Raw genomic sequence first — 20,180 nt, 5'->3', positions numbered from 1 at the left:
GGAAGGAAAGCGGAGGAGAGGGGAGAGAGCTGAAACTTGCATCTGGGATGCGTATTTTGGCCAAGGGGAGGGCGCGGCCCTGGAGGCGGACTCGGTCCTGACGCCGGGCTCGGGTCGTGGGGTCGGTCGGAGGTGTCGCTCGCGCTCAGGTCGCGGGGCGGGGGGCCAGGCTGAGCAGGATCGGGCCGGTCGGGCTCTCGATCAGATCGGCGATGGAGAGCGGGTCGAGCGAGGCGTAGAACGCTTCCTGTGCCGCCCGGAGCGCACCACGCAGCCGGCAGCCGCCGCGCAGTGGACACGGTGGTTCGTCTTCGCATCCCACGACATCGTCGACCCCCTCCAGTTCGCGCACCAGCCGCCCCAGCGACCCCGTACGCCCCGCGGTCGTGAGCGTCAGCCCTCCGCCGCGCCCGCGCCGTGCCTCGACGGCGCCGAGGTGCTGGAGCTTGCTCACCACCTTGGCGGCGTGGGTGTACGGCACCTCGACGGCGCTCGCCACCTCGCGGGTGGTGGGTGCGTCGTCCTTGTTGCCGAGCACCGCCAGGCGCATGGCAATACGGAGGGCGATGTCGGTGCTCTTGGTCAGTCGCACACCCGCACTCTATAGAAGTGGTAACTGAAATGCCAATTAACTGCCGTGCCTCGGCCGTTCCTCGTGGCACACCGGGCGGGCGGCTCCTCGTAGGTGCGGCCCCCTCCACGGTTGGGAAGGGGGCCGAGCCGTCGTCGTCGGTCCGGTGGTCGCGTCCCGGTGCTCAGTGCCGGACGCCGGAGGCCTGCTGCTGGAGGTAGGCGGCGACGGCGGCGACGTCGTCGGCGATGGTCAGGAGGCCGTTGATATCGGCATTGGGGGTCGAGGCCCCGTTCACTCCGTCGAAGAACACATCGAAGTGGCCCTTGCGGGTCTCCAGATAGCCGGCCGCGGTTTCGGCGCCCACCGCCAGCCGGTCGTTGAGCGCGTCACCGCCCGCGGCGGTGCCGGTCTTGGCGAAGACCTTGCCGCGCGAGGGGCAGTGCCGGCAGGAGTCCGCCAGCGTTCCGTCGACGCCCAGGACCGGCAGCGAGGTGCGGAAACGCTGCGCCTCGGGGGTGTGCTGCCAGTACGTCAGGATCTGCGCCAGGGCGCGCGGTGTGGTGCGGTCGACCGGGTTGCCGCCCCGGCCGTCGGCGAGCTGTACGGCCCTGCGGTCCACGTGCGCGCGGTCGAGGAACCCGGCGAGTACGGGGAAGCCCTCCTCGCAGTCGGAGCTTCCCGTGGTCGTCGCCATCAGGCACATCCCGAGGTTCGCCCCGAGATTGTGGCTCACCTTGAGGATCAGCTTGGCGTACTGGGCATAGGGCGGGGAGGTGTACCGGGCCACCGCGGGCGCGCCCTGGTAGGAGCGCGGCAACTGGCCGGCAGGGTTGCCGCCCACCGGCTTCGCCCGGACCGTGACGCCGGCGCGCTGCAGCGCCTCGATCATGGCCGTCCGGCCGAAGGCGTTCGGGTCCTTGATGCCGGACACCCGCAGGACGGGGGCGGAGCCGGCGGCGATGGTGCCCGACAGCCGGATGCGGGTGCCGTCGGGGGAGCTGGTCACGTTGATGTCGGTCGGTTTGCCCGCCGCGACGGTGCGGACGGCCGAGGTGACGTGGTACGGCGCGACCTTCGGGCGCCAGTCGAGGCCGGCCGGGGCGCCCGCTCCGGCGCCGGGGGAGGTCAGCAGATCGATCAGGTTGTCATTGATGATCAGCGGCGTGGGGGTCGGGTCGAGCACCGGGTCCGGACGGAACAGCCGCGCATCGATGACCACGTTGCCGTCGACCCGCCGGATGCCCGAGGCGCGTACCTGCCGGGCCAGCTGGTCGATACCGGCCAGCGGGTTCTCCGGGGTGAGGGTGGCTCCCGGGACGTCGTTGGCGTAGGTGTGGTCGATGGTGGTGTAGGCGACGGTGCCGTCCTTGCGGGTGCGGCCGCCGAGCGTCAGGTCGCCCTGCGCGACCAGGTCCAGGTTGCCCCTGAGGGTGCTGCCCAGGCGCCGCCCGACGGCGTGGACCGGCGTGACGAAGCGGTGGCCGCTGCCCAGGGTGTGCCAGGTGCCGCTGACGCTGAACAGCTTGGCCGTCGACCCGGGGATGAAGAACTGGTCGGCGTAGCGGGACTGCGTCACCTTGCCGCTGGCCGGGTTCCGTTGGAACAGCCCCCATTGGGCATGGCGGTAGTCCGGCTTCCGCATGACCGCCGTGATGCGCGGATCGAGACGGCGGGGGGTGGTGGACGACGGCGTTGCCTGGACGAGGCCCGTGAGGACGACGCCGCCGGCCAGCAGAACGCTCAGGGTGCCGACGATGCGCCTTCGGGCCGTCCGGTGTGTGACGGAGGGTGACATGCAGGCTCCACCAATGGTGTTGTTCTGACGTAAATCTGCCGTTATGTTCCTCCTGAAGGTACTGCTGACCCCCGGTGCCGGGGCGCCACCGCGTCGTCGGGGTCCCCCGGACGATCCATTCCGGGCGCCCGACGATCCGGATGCCGATGATCCGGGCGCCGAAGGTCATGATGTCGAAGGTCCGGATGTCGACGATCCATTGCGGACGCCGTGTGCGTAAGGCGGGGCGGGAGAGTCGCCCGCCCTCCCCCCGTCATGCCCGGTGGACGAGGAGTTCGGTGTTGCGGTCCGCCGGCCTGCCTGCCATTTCGTGGACGCCGCCGCTCATGCCGGCGGCCAGGCCGGGAGCGTTGTAGGACAGCTCGCGGTAGAGGGAGGCGAGGCCGACCGCCGAGAGGTCGTCGAAGTCCGCGCGGTGCGGAGCGGCCGACTCGATGAGGGTGGTGAACAGCGACAGCGTGCCGTCGTGGTTGTCGACCAGTTCGATGATCCGCGCGTGCTGCGGATAGTCCACGTGCGAGGCGGTGTTGACCTCCCAGAAGGAGCGGGCGGCCGTCGGGTGGGCGTGCGGCGTGATGCGGTTGACGTGGCTGTGGCCGTTGATCCACGCCACCACGTTGGGGAACCGGCTCAGCAGGGCGATGAGCTCCGCACCGTCGTGCCGCGTCTCCTCCGCGCGCGCCGCGTCGGGGCGCCGGGTCATGCTCGGGCTGTGGTGGTGGCTGAAGATCAGGATGTGCGCGTCGTCGGCGCCGGCATTGCGCACGAGCCGGCCGTCCGCGTCGTAATGACGGGAGCTGTGGGCGGCCAAGGTCCGCTCCAGCCACTGGAGTTGGCCGGTTCCCAGCGACCCTTGGTAGTGGCCGCTGCGGTAGGTGGTGTCGATGCTGATGCCGAGGACGCCCTCCGCGACGGTGAAGGTGTAATACGTCTGGTCGTCGTTGAGGTGGTCGTCGGTGTAGCCGTGCCCCACCGGCCCCGCGCCGGCGAACGCCGGGTTCAGATGCGCCCGCAGATATTCGTGCGGGGTGAACATCCGGCGCCGCTCGTCCGCGGTCACCGTCCGGGCTCTGGCGGCGTTGCGTCCGAGGATCTCCTTGAGCACGGTGCTCTTGGGGTCGTCGCCGGAGTCCAGCACCTTGGCGAACGCGGCCACATCGGTGTCCGGTACGGAGAACAGCTTGCGTGCCCCCGTGATGTACTCCGTCAGCTCCGGGTCCTGCGGGGCCAGACAGCCGCCCGGCAGATCGTCGTGGTTGCCGGGCGTCGAGTACCAGGGAATCCGCAGGCCGGGACTGGTGACGGGGCGGATCGCGGCGTCGAGATACCCGGGTATCGACGGCAGCCCCCGCTTCTTGTCCTGGTCGCGCAGGCCGTCGGCCGGATGCCAGTACAGCGGGAGGCCGCAGTTCTGTACGCCTTCGTAGGCCGTCGGGTCCCCGGTGTTGGGCGTGATACGGCCGCCGCTCATGAGGGTGAGGAACCACTCCAGCTCGATCATGGAGTGGTTGTCGATGTTGTCACCCGTGGACATGACGAAGGCCGGCCGCCGGCCGGTGTGGGGTCCGCCCCCCAGCGCGTTGGCCTGCTCCACCAGCGACACCGCGCCGGCCACCGACAGCGCCTCCTGCGCGCGCCACGAGCCCGGCGAGCCGGCGCGCAGATATTCGGTGCGCAACGGGCTCTGGACGTCGGCCACATGGAGATCGGTGAACTGGACGAAGCAGGCCAGAGCGGTCCGCCGGTCCTTGCGTGCGGTCCCGGCGGAGGCGAGTTCGCCGCGGACCACCAGCGGCCAACCGGGGCCGGAGCCGAGGCGGCGGTAGCCGCCGCTGCCGGTGAGATGCGCCGCGGTTTCCAGCGTCGTGACCCCGTACGGGGCCGCCCGCCGCCCGGCCGGACCGGCCGGCGACGTGCGGGGGAGAGGGTGTGCGCCCGGAGCCGCGCTGCTGCGGCGCTGGCTCGGCAGTGCCCATGCGGCACCGGCTCCGGCGACGGCGGCACCGGAGCTGAGAAGGAAGCGACGACGGTTGGTGGGGATGTGGGTTTCGATACCGGCCATCAGGCCCTCCGTGCCGTGGCCGGCATGCCTGGCCACGGCGGTGTCACCAAACGGAATGTCTCGTTCCAGAGTTTGGGTGACGCGCGTAACCGCTAGCTGAACGCGCCCGGAACGCGGCACACCCATTGCCCGTCGGTACGGTCCGCGGCCCGGCTGCCGGTCGGTGCGGCGGGAGGCTCGGCTGTCTGTCGACGCGGCCCGTCGCCCGGCTGCCTGTCGGTACGGTCCGCTGCCCGGCCGGACGATCGCGTAGCGCGTCGCCCTCCGGCACGCGGCCGACCATCGACTCTCGGGTTGTCCATGTACGCTCACGGGCATGGCATGCCGCATCAGTGAGTTGGTCATCGACTGCGCCGACCCCGGCCGGCTCGCCGCCTTCTGGAGCGAGGTCCTCGGCTACGTCGAACTCGGCCGGGAGGACGACGGCAGCATCGAGATCGGGCCGCCCGACGTCGGCTTCGGCGGTCCGCAGCCCACCCTCGTCCTCAGCCCCAGCAGCGATCCGCGGCCGGCGAAGCTCCGACTGCACATCGACGTCAACGCCACCGACCGAGACCAGGACGCCGAGCTGCAGCGGCTGCTCGCTCTCGGCGCCGGGCGCGTCGACGTCGGCCAGACCGGCACTGAGAGCTGGCACGTCCTCGCCGACCCGGAAGGCAACGAATTCTGCCTCCTGCGCGCCCGGCTCCAGCCCCTCTGACCGCCTGTCTGACCACCTGAGCCCTGGCGTCAAGCCGCTCGGCGGCGAACGGCTCGGGGGCGAGCGGTCCGGGGGCGAGCCGTCCGGGGGCGACCTCAGAAGCCCCCTACGCCTCGCGTCGCGCCGGGCGGCCGCTCAGGTTGAGGGCGGTACGGAGGTCGACCGACGGGTCGAGGCGCGCGTCGATGCGGGCGTGCAGCAGCGGTCCGCCGGTGGTGAAGATCTTGGTGCCGAGCGCGGCATTGAGTTTGGCGGCGGCGACCGCGGTGACCGTGATGCTGGTGTTCATCCGCAGCATCGCGGCATCGGTGTCGACGGACGCATTGGCGGCGGGCCGGGTGAAGGTGCCCAGGGTGACGTCCGCCCCGCGGTCCAGGCCGGCTCGCAGGGTGCCCTGCGACAGGTCGCCCACGAAGTCGGAGATCTTGACGGCTTTGCCGGTTCTGCTGTTGAGCAGCGCGAGACCGGTGTCGGCGAACCGAAGCTCACCGCCGACCTTTCCGCCGCTGTTGGTGACCGCACCGCCCTCGATGTCCAGGCTCACACCTGCACCGGTGTAGTGGTGCTGGCTGATCCTGCCGTCGGCATCGACGTCCGCGATCGTCACACCGTGGTCCTTGAGGGCGGCCAGGAGAGTGGGGGGAGCGTCGAAGCGGGCCGTGCCGCCCTCGACGGGAACCTCGGTGTTTCCGGCGCGGCGGCCGGTGGCGGTCCGGTCACCGGGCGACCCGGCGACGGCGGAGGGGCTCGCCGGTGCGGGCGCGGCGGCGAGAAGAGTGCTGGTGAGCGCCAGGACGGCAGCCGTGGCGAGAAGGCGGAGGCGAGCGCGCATGCATGTCCTTTCTCCGGTGCCACCGAGCGCCCGGAGCGCACGGTGAGTGATCGAAATATCACTTTACGTGCTCACCGGCTGGTCTCACGGGTGCACGGCCCGGGGTGGCGTCCGACGGTGCCGCCGCTTTCGGGAGGCCGTCCCGCTCACCCGTCCGGGCGCGTGGCGTACCGCGGGGAGCCGGTCGGTGCGGGTGTCGCGCGGGTGTCGGCAGGAGTCGTGGCTGCGGTCCGAACGGCGGCCTCGGTCACGGCCGCATCGCCGGGCATCGCCGGGGCACCGATGGTGCGCTCGACCGTCTGGCGCGCCGCCATGACAGTCGCAACTCGACCTGAAATCAGATTGATTGATGGAGAGTCAACTGAACTGGGGAGGGGCTCGCCCACCCTCGCCGCTACCGTGTTCCTGCCCTTCGGCGGTGGCCCCGCCGAAGGCTGCCCGCCGGACGGATCCGGCGGGTACCCCCGGCGAAGCAGGCAGCTGACATGAAGTCTTTGGTACGTGCGGCATGCATGGCCCTGGCGATATGCCTCGTCCTGATGGGCATGGCCGTCCCCGGTGCGGGGGCTGCTCCCGCCGTACCGGCCCCCGCGGCGTCCGGACGGGCGGCCGCCGGGACACCCGCCGGCGCATGGACCGCCCCGCTGTCCACCCGAGGCCGCTTCATCGTCGACGCCGACGGCGCGCGATTCCGGCTGAAGGCGGGAAACTGGGACGGGGCGCAGGGCTCCTGGAACGGCTCGGGCGATATCAACGACGCCTCCAGCCACCACAGCGGCCAGAACTCCCACGGCATCCCGCTCGGCCTGGACCGCGTCGCCCTTCCGGCGCTGCTGGACGACTTCCGCGCGCTGGGCCTCAACACCATCCGGCTGCCGTTCTCCAACGAGATGATCCATGCGACGGCCCCGGTACCCGATGCCGCGGTCGCCGCGAACCCGCACCTGCGCGGCAGGACACCGCTGCAGATCTTCGACGCGGTGGTCGCGGACCTGACCGCAGGCGGTTTCGCCGTCATCCTCAACAACCACACCAACACCACCCGATGGTGCTGCGGCCTCGACGGCAACGAGCGCTGGAACAGCCACCAAACCACCCGGCAGTGGGCCGACGACTGGGTCTTCATGGCCCGTCGCTACCACGACAACGCCCGGGTCGTGGGGGCGGACCTCTACAACGAGGTGCGCCGCGATGTCTGGGACGACCCCAACTGGGGCCTGGGCGACGGCCACGACTGGCAAGCCGCCGCGCAGGAGGCGGCGGACCGGATCCAGACCGAGGCCAACCCCCGCCTTCTCCTCATCATCGAGGGCATCAACTGGACCGGCCTGCCGGTGGACGGCCTGCCGCACGGCCGCCCCACCCTCACCCCCGTCCGTACGCTCTCGCACACCCTCGTCGTCTCCGGCAAGCTCGTCTACTCGGCCCACTTCTACGGGTACACCGGCCCGCACCACAGCGGCGCCACGGGGCTGGGCGAGACCAGCGACCCCCGCTATCAGGACCTGTCCCGCGAGCAGCTGCGCACCGTACTGCACGATCAGGCCTTCTTCGTCTCCGAGGAGTCCGGACAGCACTTCACCGCACCCCTGTGGATCAGCGAATTCGGGGTCGGCGCCGAGGAGACCGGGGCCGCGGCCCGTACCTGGTTCGGCAATCTGACCGACTACCTTGCCGACACCGACACGGACTTCGCCTACTGGCCCCTCGTGGGCTGGAGCACCGACGGCCAGGGCCGGCCGGGCGGCGACAGCTGGGCCCTGCTGCGGTACGACGACGCCGGGAAGCGCGGCGGAATCCTGGACGGCCACGACTGGCGTGCAACCGCATGGAACCGGCTGATGACGACCTCGCACAGCACGGGCCCGGTGCCGGTGACCCCCGCGTGGCACATGCTCACCCTCGACCACCGGGACTTCGTCCAGTCCCTGAGCACCCGGGCCCTGGGTGACTGGGACAGCGGCGCCCGCAAGGCGGCCTGCCCCGACGGCGAACGGCTGATCGGCATCAGCCACACCCGGGGCCGTGGACTGTGCACCGACGCGCCCACGGCCCGCGATCTGCGGCGCCCCGGCGGCGTTCCCCAGGTCGTCCGGGACGAGCGGTACGTCCCGGCGGACGGGGACTGGGCCCCCGGCTACAGCAAACTCCAGTGCCCCGAAGGGCACTTCCTCACCGGCTACAGCGTGCGCGGGGAGCGGGTCTCCGCCGCCCTGTGCATGCCGGCCCGGTCCGCGCTCGGCTCCCGCGGCGCAACCGTCTGGTTCGACCGCGGCGACCACCGCCCGCCCGGCAGCCCCGGTGGCGACTTCGCCTACGGCCACTCCAAAGGACAGTGCGCCACCGACACCTACGCGGCGGGTATCGCCTACACCAACCGCCTCGGTCACCAGGGCAGCCCCGACGCCCTGTTGTGCCGGCCTCTCTCCTGACGGGCGGCTCAGCCGAGGAGATCCAGCAGACGCTGAGACTGCCGCTCCACCGCGTCGGCCGGGTTTCGTCGGTTGCCGCCCTCGGCGTCGAAGAGCAGCAGGAACAGCCAGACGAGGGCGAGAAGACGGCGGCAGTCCCGCAACCGGCCCAACTCCGCCCTGGTGACGTCGAATTGGCTGAGGAACGAGGAGACGTCGAGGGGGTGCTCCACCCAGCTCGCCACATGCTCGGTGATCTCCGCCAGCTCGAAGGCCCGGTCGCTGCGGCCCGAGTCCTCGAAGTCGACGATCCGGACGGTGGAGCCATCCCAGAGGAAGTTGGCGAGATTGCCGTCCCCGGCACCGAAAACCTGCGGAATCCCCGGTGCGACGGGCCGGTCGAGGTGCACCGACGCCAGCCAGGCCACCCCGGCATCCATGGCTTGTGCCACCTGCCCGCTGACGCGCGGCCGCATCGAGGGCGTCCAGCGACGGATCCTGGCGACGAGTTCGGCCGCGTGGTCCGGCCGGGGCGGGACGGCTCTCGTGGTCGTCGGTCGCCGGTCCGTGGTGACCGTTGCCGCTGGTGATCGTTCCCAGGTGGTGAAGAGAATCGTCACTGCCTCGGTCCTTGCCCTGTTCTGGCTCGCCCCGGCCGCGCCGGCCCGTGCCGACGGCCCGGAGGTGATGCCTCAGGTGGCGGGCCGGGGGCTGGTCGCCGCTTATCAGGCCCTCCACTACGACCCCTCCGTCGGGCTCAGGGACGGGCGCGGTGCGGGGCGCCATGTGCTGTGGCCCGCGAGCTGGAAGGTCTGCGCGCAGAGCCCGGAGGCGGGCACCCCGTTGCGGGACCGGAAGGTCACGCTCATCGTCGTCAAGAACGACGAGTCGTGCCAGCCGTGACCCACGGCGGCCGGTAGCGCGGGCCACGGTCAGCCGCGCGGGAGGCGGCCCTTGCTCTCCATGGCGGAACGCACCCGCTCTTCGGCCAGGCGGCGACCGGCGGTGTGCGGGGTGACCGCCTGCTGCCGGGCCTCGTCCAGGACGGTCACCGTATTGGCGCGCAGCTTCGTCGAGACCGTCTGGAAGATGCCGGCGGCGTCCGGGCGGAACCCGGAGTACCGGGCGTCCATGGCGAAGGCGGCTGCGACCACCCCGCCGGCGTTGGCCACGAAGTCGGGGACCACGGTGATCCCGCGCTCGGCCAGGAGGGTCCGGGCCTGCACGGAGGTGGGCAGATTGGCGCCTTCCACCACGAGCTGCGCCTTGAGTTCCTGGGCGGTCGTGTGCGTGATGACGTCCTGGAGCGCGGCGGGCACCACGATGTCGCAGTCCACGGTGAGTTCGCTGCCGGTGGGCAGCGCCTTACCTGTGGGGTGGCGGGTGACGAAGTGGTCACCGTGTTCCGCCCGTGCCGTCAGCAGCGCGCCGACGTCGAGACCGCTCGGGTCGTGCAGCGCCCCCTGGGCGGTGGACACCGCCACGACGGTGGCACCGAGTTCGGCGAAGCGCCGGGCGGCGGCGCTGCCGACCGCGCCGAAGCCCTGCACCGCGACCCGGGAGCCGGCCAGCGACAGCCCCTGGTGCTGTGCCGCGGCGTCGGCGGCCTCGGCGACCCCGTAGCCGGTGATCCCGAGCCGGTCGTAGGCCACCCCGCCGAGGTGCGCGGGGGTGCCGACGGCGGCACCGCGGTCGCCCAGCTCGTCCTGGATGAGGGCGGCGTCATCCTCCGTCAGGCCCATGTCGAGTCCCATCACGTACTCGCGGGGCACCTCGTTGGACAGCGCGCGGGCAAAGGCCCGCAGCACCGCCTCCTTGTCGCGGGAGGCGGGGTCGGCGACGATGCCGGCCTTGGCGCCGCCGTAGAAGAGATCGACGGCGGCCCATTTCCATGTCATGACGCGGGCCAGCCGGGACACCTCGTCGACGGTGACGCCGGGGCTCATACGGGTGCCGCCCTTGCCGATGCCGCGGGCGGTGTTGTCGATCACCAGGACGCCCTTCATGCCGGTGCGCCGGTGGGAGACGACGACGATCTTCTCGGGGCCCCACTCGTCGACGAGCGAGAGTGCATCAGTCACGGGTGTGTTCCTTGTCGGTAGGGAGGATGGGGGCGGCGGCGCGGCCGGAGGTGTCGGACGGTGCGAGCGCGTGGGCGATGAGCTGGGCGAGGTGGGTGCCGTGACGCCGGGTCTGCTGGGCGATCTGGGTGCGGCAGCTGAAGCCGTCGGCCAGGATCCGGGTGTCGGCCGCGGCCGCGCGCACCGCGGGGAGCAGCACCTGTTCGCCCGCGGCCACCGAGACCTCGTAATGGCCGCGTTCGAAACCGAAGTTGCCGGCCAGACCGCAGCATCCGGAAGCGAGCGTGGTGTTGTCGATGCCCATCCGGGCCAGCAGCGTGCTGTCGGCGCCGAAGCCGGAGGTGGCGTGCTGATGGCAGTGGGTCTGGCTGATCGAGCGGGCCGCCGCCACCCGCGGGGGCTGCCAGTCGGGGGCCTGGTGGACGAGGAGTTCGGCGAGGGTGCGGGTGGACCGGCCGAGGGCCCGGGCGTCCTCGTCGCCGTCGAGGAGTTCGGGGAGATCGCTCCTGAGGGCCGCCGTGCAGCTCGGCTCCAGTCCGACGACGGGGACGCCGGCGCGGACGGCCGGCCGTAGTGCCGCGGTGGTGCGCCGGGCGATACGTCGGGCGACGCCGAGCTGCCCGGTGGTGATCCAGGTGAGTCCGCAGCACTGGGTGCCGTCAGGGACCTGTACCCGGAAACCGGCGTGCTCCAGGACGGCCACGCCCGCGGTGAGGACCTCGGGGCTGAAGTGGTTGTTGAACGAGTCGACCCACAGCACGACCGGGCCGCGTCGGCCGTCGCCCTGCGGCGTACGGCGGCGGAACCAGCTCAGGAAGGTCCGGTCGGCGAAGCGGGGGATCTCCCGTTGGTCGGCGATGCCGCCGAGCCGTTTGAGGGCCGGGGCCAGCCGGGAGGAGGTGAGCGCGTTGACCAGCCGGGGGACCCGGGCGGCCGGCCGTGCCAGCAGCGGCAGCCAGCCCATGGTGTAGTGCGAGGCGGGGCGCAGCCGCCCCTGGTAATGGTGGTGGAGGAACTCCGACTTGTAGGTGGCCACATCCACCCCGACGGGGCAGTCGGCGCTGCATCCCTTGCAGGACAGGCACAGATCGAGGGCGTCACGGACCTCGGTGGAGCGCCAGCCGTCGGTGATCACCTCCCCCTGGGTCATCTCGTACAGCAGACGGGCGCGGCCGCGGGTGGAGTCCTTCTCGTCCCGGGTGACCCGGTAGCTGGGACACATCACGTCGCCGCCCCCGCTCGCCGAGCGGCACTTGCCGACGCCGACGCACCGGCGGGTGGCCTTGGCGAAGTCCCCGTCGTCGGCGGAGAAGGGGAGGACGGTGGCCATCGGCAGGGGAGTGCGGTGCGGGCTGACCCGCAGGTGCGTGTCGACGGGCAGCGGCCGCACGATCATGCCGGGGTTGAGGCCGTTGTCGGGGTCCCAGACGTTCTTGAACTCCTCGAACAGGGCGATGATCTCGGGCCCGTACAGGAGGGGCAGCAGCGCGGAGCGGGCCTGGCCGTCGCCGTGCTCGCCGGACAGCGAACCGCCGTGCGCGGCGATCAGCCGGGCGGCGTCGGTGACGAAGGCGCGGAAGACGGCGGTGCCCTCTTCGGTGCTGAAGTCGAAGGTGATGCGGACGTGCAGACAGCCCTCGCCGAAGTGCCCGTAGACGGCGCCCTGGAGCTGATGGCGGTCCATCAATGCGGTGAACTTCCGTAGGTAGGAGCCCAGTTGGTCGGGTGGGACGGCGGCGTCCTCCCACCCCGGCCAGGCTTCGTGGCCGTCGGGCGAGCGGGTGGCCAGGCCGGCGCCGTCCTCGCGGATCCGCCACAGCCGGCGGGCGCGCGCCGGGTCGGTGATGACCTCGCTGCCGGTGCAGCCCGGGGCCTGTCGCGCGGCCTCGGCCAGCGCCTCGGCCTGCCGGGGCAGGGTGTCCGCGGTGCCGCCGAGCTCGGCGAAGAGCCAGGCCCGGGCGGCCGGCAGGGTGTCGATGGCGACCCGGGTCTCGGGCCGGGTGACGATGTCGGTCAGCGCATGGTCGAGCCCTTCCAGCGCCAACGGCCGGTGCCCGAGCAGTGCGGGGACCGCGTCGGCCGCCGCGCAGGCGTCCGAGAAGCCGAGGACGACCAGCGCCCGCTCGGGCGGCGGGGCCAGCAGACGGACGGTCGCCGAGAGCACGACGGCCAGCGTGCCCTCGCTGCCGACCAGCGCCCGGGCGAGGTGGAAGCGCCGCTCGGGCAGCAGCTGTTCCAGCGCATAGCCCGAGACCTGCCGCGGGAACCGCCCCAGCTCGGTGCGCAGCACCGCCAGGTTGCGCTGGGCCAGACGGTGCAGCGCGGCGATCAGCTCCGCGCGGTCATCTCCCGCGGCGATGGCCTCGTCGATCTCTTCCTGGGTCATCTCGCCGAGCCGGACCACCGTGCCGCGGTAGGTGACCACCTCCAGTTCGAGGATGTTGTCGGCGGTGCGTCCCCAGGCGAGCGAGTGCGATCCGCACGCGTTGTTGCCGATCATGCCGCCCAGGGTGCAGCGGCTGTGGGTGGAGGGGTCGGCACCGAACAGCAGCCCGTGCCCGGCGGCGGCCGCCTGCAGCTCGTCGAGTACGAGGCCGGGCTGCACGGTCGCGGTCCGGGCGTGCGGGTCCAGCGCGAGCAGCCGGTTGAAGCAGCGGGAGAAGTCGAGCACCACGCCCGGTCCGACGGCCTGCCCGGAGGTGCTGGTGCCCGCTCCCCGGCAGGTGACCGGCACGCCCAGGCGCCGGCACACGCCGAGGGCGTTGAGGACGTGCCGGCGCTCCCCGGGGAAGACCACGGCCAGCGGAATCCGGCGGTAGTTGGAGGCGTCGGCGGAGTACTGTGCCCGGGTGCCGCGGTCGCCGGCGACCGTGCCGCAGTCCCCCTGCCGGAGGGCTTCGGCCACAGCTGCAGTGTCGAGGCTGCCATGGCCCTGGGCTGTCGCGGTCACAGTGCGTGCTCCTTCGTGCTCACCGGCCACTTCGGCCTGGTTCCCACCACGATGTGTGGCGGCCGGGGCGCCCGACAAGACCCAGCAGGACGAAACAATTGACGCTTGAGGGCAAAGGATGCTTATGCTGCTGTTCACCTGCGTCCCAGGGAGTCCGCGTTGCTGAAGCCACTGCATCTGCTCACGCTGAAGGCCGTCGTCCGCAGCGAATCGTTCGCCCTCGCCGCCCGCGACCTCGGCTACACCGCCTCTGCCATCTCGCAGCAGATCTCCGCCCTGGAGAAGGAGACCGGGCTGTCGCTGTTCGAGCGGGAGGCGCACGGGATCCGCCCCACCGCCGCGGCACACCGGCTGGTCGACCTCAGCGCCCCTGTGCTGGCCGCCATGGACGAGCTGGACCACCAGGTCCACGAGCTCGCCGCCGGCGCCACCGGCCGGCTGCGGCTGGGCAGCTTCCCCACGGCCGACGTCCGGCTCGTCCCCTCCGCGCTGTCCGCCCTCGTCGAAACCCACCCCCGGGCCCAGATCCAGCTGGAGGAGGGCGAACCCGAGGAACTGATCACCGCCCTGGGCCATGGCGATCTGGATGTGGCGGTGGTGTACGAGTACGGGCTCAGCCCCCGGCAGTGGCCGGCCGGCCTGACCCGTCATCACCTGCTGCGGGAGGATCTGGTCCTGCTGCGGGCCCGCGGCAGCGGCCTCAGCGCCCAGCTGCCGCAGCTGTCCCGGGCCCGCTGGATCACCAGCCGGGAGGGCACTGCCGGGGCCCGCTCGTTCGTCCGGCTGTGCGCGGCCGCCGGGTTCGAGGCCGCCGTCGCCTTCCGCAGCAACAACTACGCCGTGGTGCGGGAGCTGGTGTCCGCGGGTCTCGGGGCGGCCGTGGTCCCGGCGCTCGGCCATGTGCCCGACGAAGGCATCGAAGCCACCCGGCTCACCCAGCGCTCCGCACACCGCACCGTCATGGCGCTGCACCGCAGCGAGAACAGCAATCCGCTGCTCACCACCACGCTCGACGCCCTGCGGCGCGCGGTGCCCGCCGGGGAGCCGTATCTCCACCCGGCACCGGCCGAGTGAGTGCCCCGGCTTCCGGGCAGGCGGGGCGCCGGGAGCGGGCGGTTGACGCGCCCTGCCCGGACCCCTGCCGTACCCCCGGACGTGCGCGGTCCGGCCGGCCTGGACGAAGCGCTTCACCCCTCCCGGACGAAGCGCTTCACCCCTCCCGGACGAGGCACTTCGCCCCTCGCGGGGGAGGGACGAGGCGCGGGCGGGGCCGTCACCCGGCGGGTACGGGCGGGGCGTCGCCGGAGTCGGGCATCTCGTCGAGGGCGTCGAGGTCCACCGACCCGCCCGGCATGACCGTGCGGGTGCGGCGGTAGCCGTACGTGGCGTAGATGATCAGCCCGACGACCAGCCAGCCGCCGAGCCGCACCCAGGTCTCCCACTGCAGGAACGACATCAGCCACATCGAGAACGCCATGCCCAGGACGGGCACCACCGGCATGCCCGGACAGCGGAATCCGCGCTTCAGGTCGGGCTTGCGGTAGCGCAGGACCAGCACGGACGCGGACACCACCACGAACGCCAGCAGCACGCCGATATTGGTCAGTTCGGCCACCGCGTTGATGGGCAGCACCCCCGCCAGCACGGCGGAGACCACACCGATCAGCCAGGTGGCGCGGTGCGGAACCTTGCGCTGGGGATGGATGGCACCGAACCAGGCCGGCATCAGGCCGTCCCGGCTGAGTGCGTACCACAGGCGGGCGGCGCCCATCATGAAGGAGAAGGTCACGGTGACGATGCCGATGACCGCGCCGACGGCGATCACATTGGCCAGCCCGCTCAGCCCCACGCTCCGGAAGGCGCTGGAGATCCCGCTCTCCGGGTTGATCTCGGTGTAGTGCTGCATCCCGGTGAGCACGATGCAGACCAGCACATAGAGCACCATGGAGACCGCCAGCGACAGCATCATCGCCTTCGGCAGCTTGCGGCGGGCCTCCAGCGACTCCTCCGCGGCGGTGCTCAGCGCGTCGTAACCGAAGACGGCGAAGAAGACCGTCGCCGCTCCGGTGAACGCCCCGCCGAGACCGAACGGCGCAAAGGGCTGCAGATTGCCGGTCTTGACCTTGGTGAACCCGACCACGATCACCAGCAGCACGATGGCGATCTTGACGATGGTCAGCACCGTCTCCACCCGGGCCGAGGTGCGGGTGCCGCGGGTCAGCAGCCAGGCCACGCCGAGACAGATCGCGACCGCCAGCAGATCGATCTGGTGGCCGGCCCCGGTGCCGGGCGCGCCCAGGGCCCAGGCCGGCAGATGGATGCCGACGGCCTCCAGCAGAAATCCCAGGTAGCCCGACATCCCGATCGCCACGACGGCGACGATCGCGGTGTACTCCAGGAGCAGGTCCCAGCCCACGATCCAGCCGACGATCTCCCCCAGGACCGCGGCGCAATAGGTGTAGGACGAGCCCGCTTTCGGCACCATGCCGGCGAACTCGGCATAGGCGAAGGCCGCACACAGCGACGCGGCACCGGCCACCAGGAACGAGATGAGCACCGCGGGACCTGCGACATCGCGGGCGACGGCCGCGGCCAGGCTGAAGATGCCGGCCCCGATGATGGCACCGATGCCGATCATCGTGAGCTGGGTGAGGCCCAGGGTGCGCACCATGCGCTCACCGGCGGGCTGTTCATGGGGCAGTGTGCGCCTGAAGATTCCCTGCGGACCTCTTCCCAGTACGGCGGGAAGCGGAGATTTCGGGGTGTGATGGGGGGACATCGTCAGCTCCCTATCAGGCAACGGCAGCACGACGGGCTGCCGTCGTGGCGTGGGTCACCACTGGCCTGAAACCATCACTCACGATCCGCCCCGGCAAAAGGGACCGCAGCGCGACAACTTGCGTGGCTGAGGGCAAGAAGGGCTGGTGGACGGGCCCCGCAGGGCGAGTGGACGCCCTTCTTGCACGGCGGGCGAACCGGCCCCGGGGAATCACGCAACTCACCCTGGAATCGGGGCTGTTGGGCGGAGTTACCTGGCGGTGTCGCGCCGGGGACCGGACACCGCCTGGAGCACCTCGACCAGCGCCGCCACCGTCGGCCGGTGCTCGGCGGAGGAACGGACCAGCACGACGATGTGCCGCTCGATCCGCTCCCGCAGCCGTACGACATCGAGCCGGGACGCCCGCAGGCTCAGCATCAGATCCGTCACGGTGCTCACCCCGATACCCGCCTCGACGAGCGCCAGCGTGGCGGCCGTGTCCGTCACCTCGTGCTCGACCCGGGGCTCGACGCCCGCCCGTCGGCAGGCGGTGCGCACCGCGCGGCCGTAGTAGCTGCCGGGTGACGGCAGGATCCAGCCCAGGTCCTGGGTGTCCGCCAGGCCGATCACCTCGCGTCCGGCCAGCGATCCGGCGGGGACCGCCAGCGCGAACCGCTCGCGGTACAGCTGCCGCACCCGCACGGCGGGCTCGCGCGGCATGGGCACATCCGGGTAGCCCACACCGAGCGCCAGATCCACCGCGCCGGAGGAAACGGCGCGGTGGACCTCGTCCACGTCCATATCGCGGCTGTGCACCGTCAGCCCGGGGTGCACCCGGCGCACCTCCTGGAGGGCCGGCGGCAGGATCTCCGCGGCCGCCGTGGCGAACAGCCCCACTTGGATCACCCCGGAGATCTCGTGACGGGTGCGCTCCAGGGCCTCGACGGCCTCCGCCTCCGTGGACAGGATCCGCTCGGCATGACACGCCAGCGTCCGGCCGGCGTCGGTCAGCTCCACCCGCCGCCCGACCCGCCGCAGCAGTTCCATACCGGCGGCCTTCTCCAGCGCGGCGATCTGCTGGGAGACCCCGCCGGGCGTGTATCCAAGGGCTTGTGCCGCCGCGGTGATCGTGCCGCGTCGGGTCAGTTCCACCAGTGAGCGCAGCTGGGCACTCGTCCAATCCATATAGAGATCGTAATAGATCAGACGCACTAACTGTTCGTAGACGTCAACGGTTGGAGTGCTGCACGATGACGAGCAGCTAGGGCCGGCCCCTCGGACAGGCCCTGGCTGATCAGCTCTTTTCGCCCTGCACTGACCGCCCGGGCTCGCGCCGTCCGTCCTCACGGCGTGCGGCTGCGGCCTCCGGAAGGGATCGGCCTCTTGTCCATGTCCTCCAGCTCCCGCCGCGTTCCGTCCACCGCCGATGTCGTGATCATCGGCGGCGGCGTGATGGGCACCAGCATCGCCTTCCACCTGGCCGAGGCCGGGGTGCGCCGGATCGTCGTCATCGAGCGCGGCGAGCTGGGCGGCGGCAGCTCGGGCAAGCCGATCGGCGGTGTCCGGGCCCAGTTCTCCGACCCGCTCAACATCGCACTGGGCAGCCGGAGTCTGCGCGCCTGGCGGGACTTCGGGCAGCGGCCCGGGGCCGACGTCCGGCTGGACCAGGTCGGCTACCTCTTCCTGCTCACCAGCGCCGAGCAGGCCGCGGACTTCGAGTCCGGCATCCGGATCCAGAACGAGCTCGGGGTCCCCAGCCGCATGATCGGCACCCGCGAGGCACAACAGCTCTGCCCCTACGTCAGCACCGACGGACTGGTGGCCGCCGCCTACTCCCCGGACGACGGCCACGCCCGGCCCGGACTCGCCGTCCGGGGCTATGCCCGCGCCGCCGCCCGGGCCGGCGCCGTCTTCGCCACGCACACCGCCGTCACCGGCCTCGACACCACCGGCGACCGGGTCACGGCCGTCCACACCGCGCACGGCCGGATCTCCTGCGCCACGGTCATCTGCGCCGCCGGCGCCTGGTCCGCGGAGATCGGCGACATGGCGGGGGTCCACCTCCCGGTGCGCCCGGTCCGCCGCCAACTCGCCTTCACCGCACCCCTCGCGCCGCCCGCCCCGCGCATCCCCTTCACCATCGACTTCGCCTCGACGGCCTACTTCCACAACAGCGACGACGGGCTGCTGTTCGGCCTCGCCGACCCCGGCCAGGCCGAGGGCTTCGACACCACCTGGACACCGGACTGGCTCGAACTGTTCCGTGCCGCCGCACGCCGCCGGGCCCCCGCCCTCGCCGACATGGAGACCACCAGCGGCTGGGCCGGACTCTACGAGGTCACCCCCGACCGCAATGCGCTCATCGGGCGCTCCGGCGCGGTGCACAACTTCCTGTACGCCACCGGCTTTTCCGGCCATGGATTCCTGCAGGCCCCCGCGGTCGGCGAGATCATGCGCGACCTCCACCTGGAGCGCGCACCGTTCGTCGACGTGACCCCGTTCAGCGCCGACCGCTTCACGACCGGTGCCGCGGTCCGCCCGGAAATCCATGTGGTGTGAATCCCCGACGGAAGGACGACCCCCGATGATCGGCCAGTGGCAACTCCGCGCCGCCTTCGCGCAGCGGCTCTCGGACATGTACGGGCGGGAAGTGCCCGCCTACACCACGCTCGTGGACGTCTCGCGCGAGGTCAACGAGGACGTGCTGCGCGCACAGGGCGCCGACGCCGAGCGCCTGGGATCCATCGGCCGGGTCACCGCGGAGCGGCACGGCGCCATCCGCGTCGGCACCCCCGCCGAACTCCAGCAGGTCGCCCGGATCTTCGGCGCCCTGGGCATGCACCCGGTGGGCTTCTACGACCTGCGGGAAGCCGCCGCCAGCGCGGTCCCCGTCGTGTCGACCGCCTTCCGCCCCGTCGACGGCGAGGAACTGGCCCGCAACCCCTTCCGCGTGTTCACCTCCCTGCTCACCCCCGCGGACCCCCGCTTCTTCGACGCCGACCTGCGCGCCCGCCTGGAGAACTTCCTTGCCGGCCGCCGGCTCTTCCCCCAGGAGCTGCTGGACCTCGCCGACCGCGCGGAGGCCGCCGGCGAACTGCCCGAAGCGGACGCCGAACGGTTCCTCCAACTCGCCGTGCAGTCCTTCGAGTTGTCGACGGATCCGGTGGACCGGGCGTGGTACGAAACCCTGGAGCGGGTCTCCGCCGTCGCCGCGGACATCGGCGGCGTACGCAGCACCCACATCAACCACCTGACCCCCCGCGTCCTGGACATCGACGAGCTCTACCGGCGGATGACCGAGCGCGGCATCGAGATGATCGACACCATCCAGGGGCCGCCCCGCTGGAAGGGCCCCGATGTCCTGCTGCGCCAGACCTCCTTCCGCGCCCTCGCCGAGCCCCGCGCCCTGCGCACCCCGGACGGCGAGGTGATCAGCGGTGCGCTGCGGGTGCGCTTCGGTGAGGTCGAAGCCCGCGGCATCGCGCTCACCCGCCAGGGCCGGGCCCGCTATGACGCGCTGCTCGCCCGCGTCGACGAGGAGGCGGCCCGCCGGCCCGACACCGACCGGGCCGACCTCGCCCGCGCCCTGTGGGCCGAGGAACTCCCCGACACCGAACAGGAACTGGCCGCACAGGGCCTGGCGCACTTCACCTACCACCTCGTGCCCGGCCGGCCCGACGACGGGAACCGCCCGCCCGCCGGCCTCCGGGACCTGGTGGCACAGGGCTGGGCCCGCGCCGAACCCGTCGTCTACGAGGACTTCCTGCCCCGCTCGGCGGCCGGCATCTTCCAGTCCAACCTCAGCGAGGAAGGCACCAGGAACAACGACCAGGAGGCCGCCGCCTACGACAGCGCCTGGCTCTCCGGCGTCCTCGGACGCGAGGTCCTGGACCCCTTCGACCTCTACGAGGAGCAGCAGAACCGCTCCCTCGCCCAGGTCGCCCGAGCACTCGGACTGGACCGGACACCCCGCTGAACCACCCGATCCCTCACCCCGCCCCCCTCACTCCCCCAAGG

At 71.9% G+C, this 20,180-nt stretch carries 15 protein-coding genes; 6 read left to right on the top strand and 9 right to left on the bottom strand.

Features of this window, described 5'->3' with window-relative positions; translation table 11 throughout:
- Positions 1 to 145: 145 nt before the first annotated feature.
- From EST54_RS06595 to EST54_RS06585, 3 genes are all read right to left on the bottom strand, one after another.
- Complete coding sequence (locus tag EST54_RS06595) at positions 146 to 592, bottom strand: RrF2 family transcriptional regulator (RefSeq protein WP_129245960.1); 447 nt, start codon at positions 590 to 592, stop codon at positions 146 to 148.
- 163 nt (positions 593 to 755) lie between these two features.
- Entirely contained in the window at positions 756 to 2,369 is a 1,614-nt protein-coding gene (gene dacB, locus EST54_RS06590) for a D-alanyl-D-alanine carboxypeptidase/D-alanyl-D-alanine endopeptidase (protein WP_129245958.1), read from the bottom strand.
- A gap of 253 nt (positions 2,370 to 2,622) precedes the next feature.
- Complete coding sequence (locus EST54_RS06585) at positions 2,623 to 4,431, bottom strand: TIGR03767 family metallophosphoesterase (RefSeq protein ID WP_129245956.1); 1,809 nt, start codon at positions 4,429 to 4,431, stop codon at positions 2,623 to 2,625.
- Between the two features lie 316 nt (positions 4,432 to 4,747).
- Between EST54_RS06585 and EST54_RS06580 the strand changes: the two genes are divergently transcribed.
- On the top strand, positions 4,748 to 5,131 hold the full coding sequence (locus EST54_RS06580) for a VOC family protein (RefSeq protein WP_129245954.1): 384 nt from the start codon (positions 4,748 to 4,750) through the stop codon (positions 5,129 to 5,131).
- Positions 5,132 to 5,237: 106 nt separating this feature from the next.
- Here EST54_RS06580 and EST54_RS06575 read toward each other — a convergent pair whose 3' ends face one another.
- Positions 5,238 to 5,963 carry a hypothetical protein gene (locus EST54_RS06575; protein ID WP_129245952.1) on the bottom strand — a complete coding sequence of 242 codons (726 nt, stop codon included), beginning with the start codon at positions 5,961 to 5,963 and terminating at the stop codon, positions 5,238 to 5,240.
- Positions 5,964 to 6,475: 512 nt separating this feature from the next.
- Between EST54_RS06575 and EST54_RS06570 the strand changes: the two genes are divergently transcribed.
- A complete protein-coding gene (locus tag EST54_RS06570; protein ID WP_239012491.1) occupies positions 6,476 to 8,395 on the top strand; it encodes a glycoside hydrolase family 5 protein in 1,920 nt (639 codons plus the stop codon).
- A gap of 8 nt (positions 8,396 to 8,403) precedes the next feature.
- Here the strand turns inward: EST54_RS06570 and EST54_RS06565 are convergent, their stop codons facing one another.
- Positions 8,404 to 8,994: a phosphotransferase gene (locus EST54_RS06565; protein WP_244942454.1), complete on the bottom strand. Its 591-nt coding sequence runs from the start codon at positions 8,992 to 8,994 to the stop codon at positions 8,404 to 8,406.
- Between EST54_RS06565 and EST54_RS06560 the strand changes: the two genes are divergently transcribed.
- Positions 8,975 to 9,277, top strand: coding sequence for a PASTA domain-containing protein (locus EST54_RS06560; protein ID WP_129245948.1), 303 nt, complete (start codon positions 8,975 to 8,977; stop codon positions 9,275 to 9,277). The genes EST54_RS06565 and EST54_RS06560 overlap by 20 nt on opposite strands.
- 29 nt (positions 9,278 to 9,306) lie before the next feature.
- On the opposite strand, the gene EST54_RS06555 is transcribed toward EST54_RS06560, so the two are convergent.
- Together EST54_RS06555 and EST54_RS06550 are read right to left on the bottom strand one after the other, a co-directional pair.
- The gene (locus EST54_RS06555) at positions 9,307 to 10,455 is read right to left on the bottom strand and encodes a Glu/Leu/Phe/Val family dehydrogenase (protein ID WP_129245946.1); all 1,149 of its coding nucleotides are present in this window, start codon (positions 10,453 to 10,455) and stop codon (positions 9,307 to 9,309) included.
- Positions 10,448 to 13,405 (bottom strand): FAD-binding and (Fe-S)-binding domain-containing protein, encoded by a 2,958-nt coding sequence (locus tag EST54_RS06550; RefSeq protein WP_129245944.1) that lies wholly within the window; start codon positions 13,403 to 13,405, stop codon positions 10,448 to 10,450. Before EST54_RS06550 ends, EST54_RS06555 begins: the two co-directional genes overlap by 8 nt.
- Before the next feature lie 159 nt (positions 13,406 to 13,564).
- Here EST54_RS06550 and EST54_RS06545 point away from each other — a divergent pair, with 159 nt between their 5' ends.
- Positions 13,565 to 14,479: a LysR family transcriptional regulator gene (locus EST54_RS06545; RefSeq protein ID WP_129245942.1), complete on the top strand. Its 915-nt coding sequence runs from the start codon at positions 13,565 to 13,567 to the stop codon at positions 14,477 to 14,479.
- A 199-nt stretch (positions 14,480 to 14,678) separates the two neighbouring features.
- Here the strand turns inward: EST54_RS06545 and EST54_RS06540 are convergent, their stop codons facing one another.
- Positions 14,679 to 16,076 carry an amino acid permease gene (locus EST54_RS06540; protein WP_174857403.1) on the bottom strand — a complete coding sequence of 466 codons (1,398 nt, stop codon included), beginning with the start codon at positions 16,074 to 16,076 and terminating at the stop codon, positions 14,679 to 14,681.
- 357 nt (positions 16,077 to 16,433) lie between these two features.
- Positions 16,434 to 17,348: a LysR family transcriptional regulator gene (locus EST54_RS06535; protein WP_129245938.1), complete on the bottom strand. Its 915-nt coding sequence runs from the start codon at positions 17,346 to 17,348 to the stop codon at positions 16,434 to 16,436.
- 204 nt (positions 17,349 to 17,552) lie between these two features.
- On the opposite strand from EST54_RS06535, the gene EST54_RS06530 reads away from it, so the two are divergent.
- Together EST54_RS06530 and hglS are read left to right on the top strand one after the other, a co-directional pair.
- Complete coding sequence (locus tag EST54_RS06530; RefSeq protein WP_129245936.1) at positions 17,553 to 18,722, top strand: NAD(P)/FAD-dependent oxidoreductase; 1,170 nt, start codon at positions 17,553 to 17,555, stop codon at positions 18,720 to 18,722.
- A 25-nt stretch (positions 18,723 to 18,747) separates the two neighbouring features.
- Positions 18,748 to 20,139, top strand: coding sequence for a 2-oxoadipate dioxygenase/decarboxylase (gene hglS / locus EST54_RS06525; RefSeq protein WP_129245934.1), 1,392 nt, complete (start codon positions 18,748 to 18,750; stop codon positions 20,137 to 20,139).
- Positions 20,140 to 20,180: the final 41 nt, after the last annotated feature.

Origin of the sequence: Streptomyces sioyaensis (assembly GCF_004122735.1) — a bacterium.
GTDB classification, from domain to species: domain Bacteria; phylum Actinomycetota; class Actinomycetes; order Streptomycetales; family Streptomycetaceae; genus Streptomyces; species Streptomyces sioyaensis.
The sequence above is the reverse complement of the archived record's forward strand: the minus strand, read 5'-3'. Positions and strand labels throughout refer to the sequence as shown.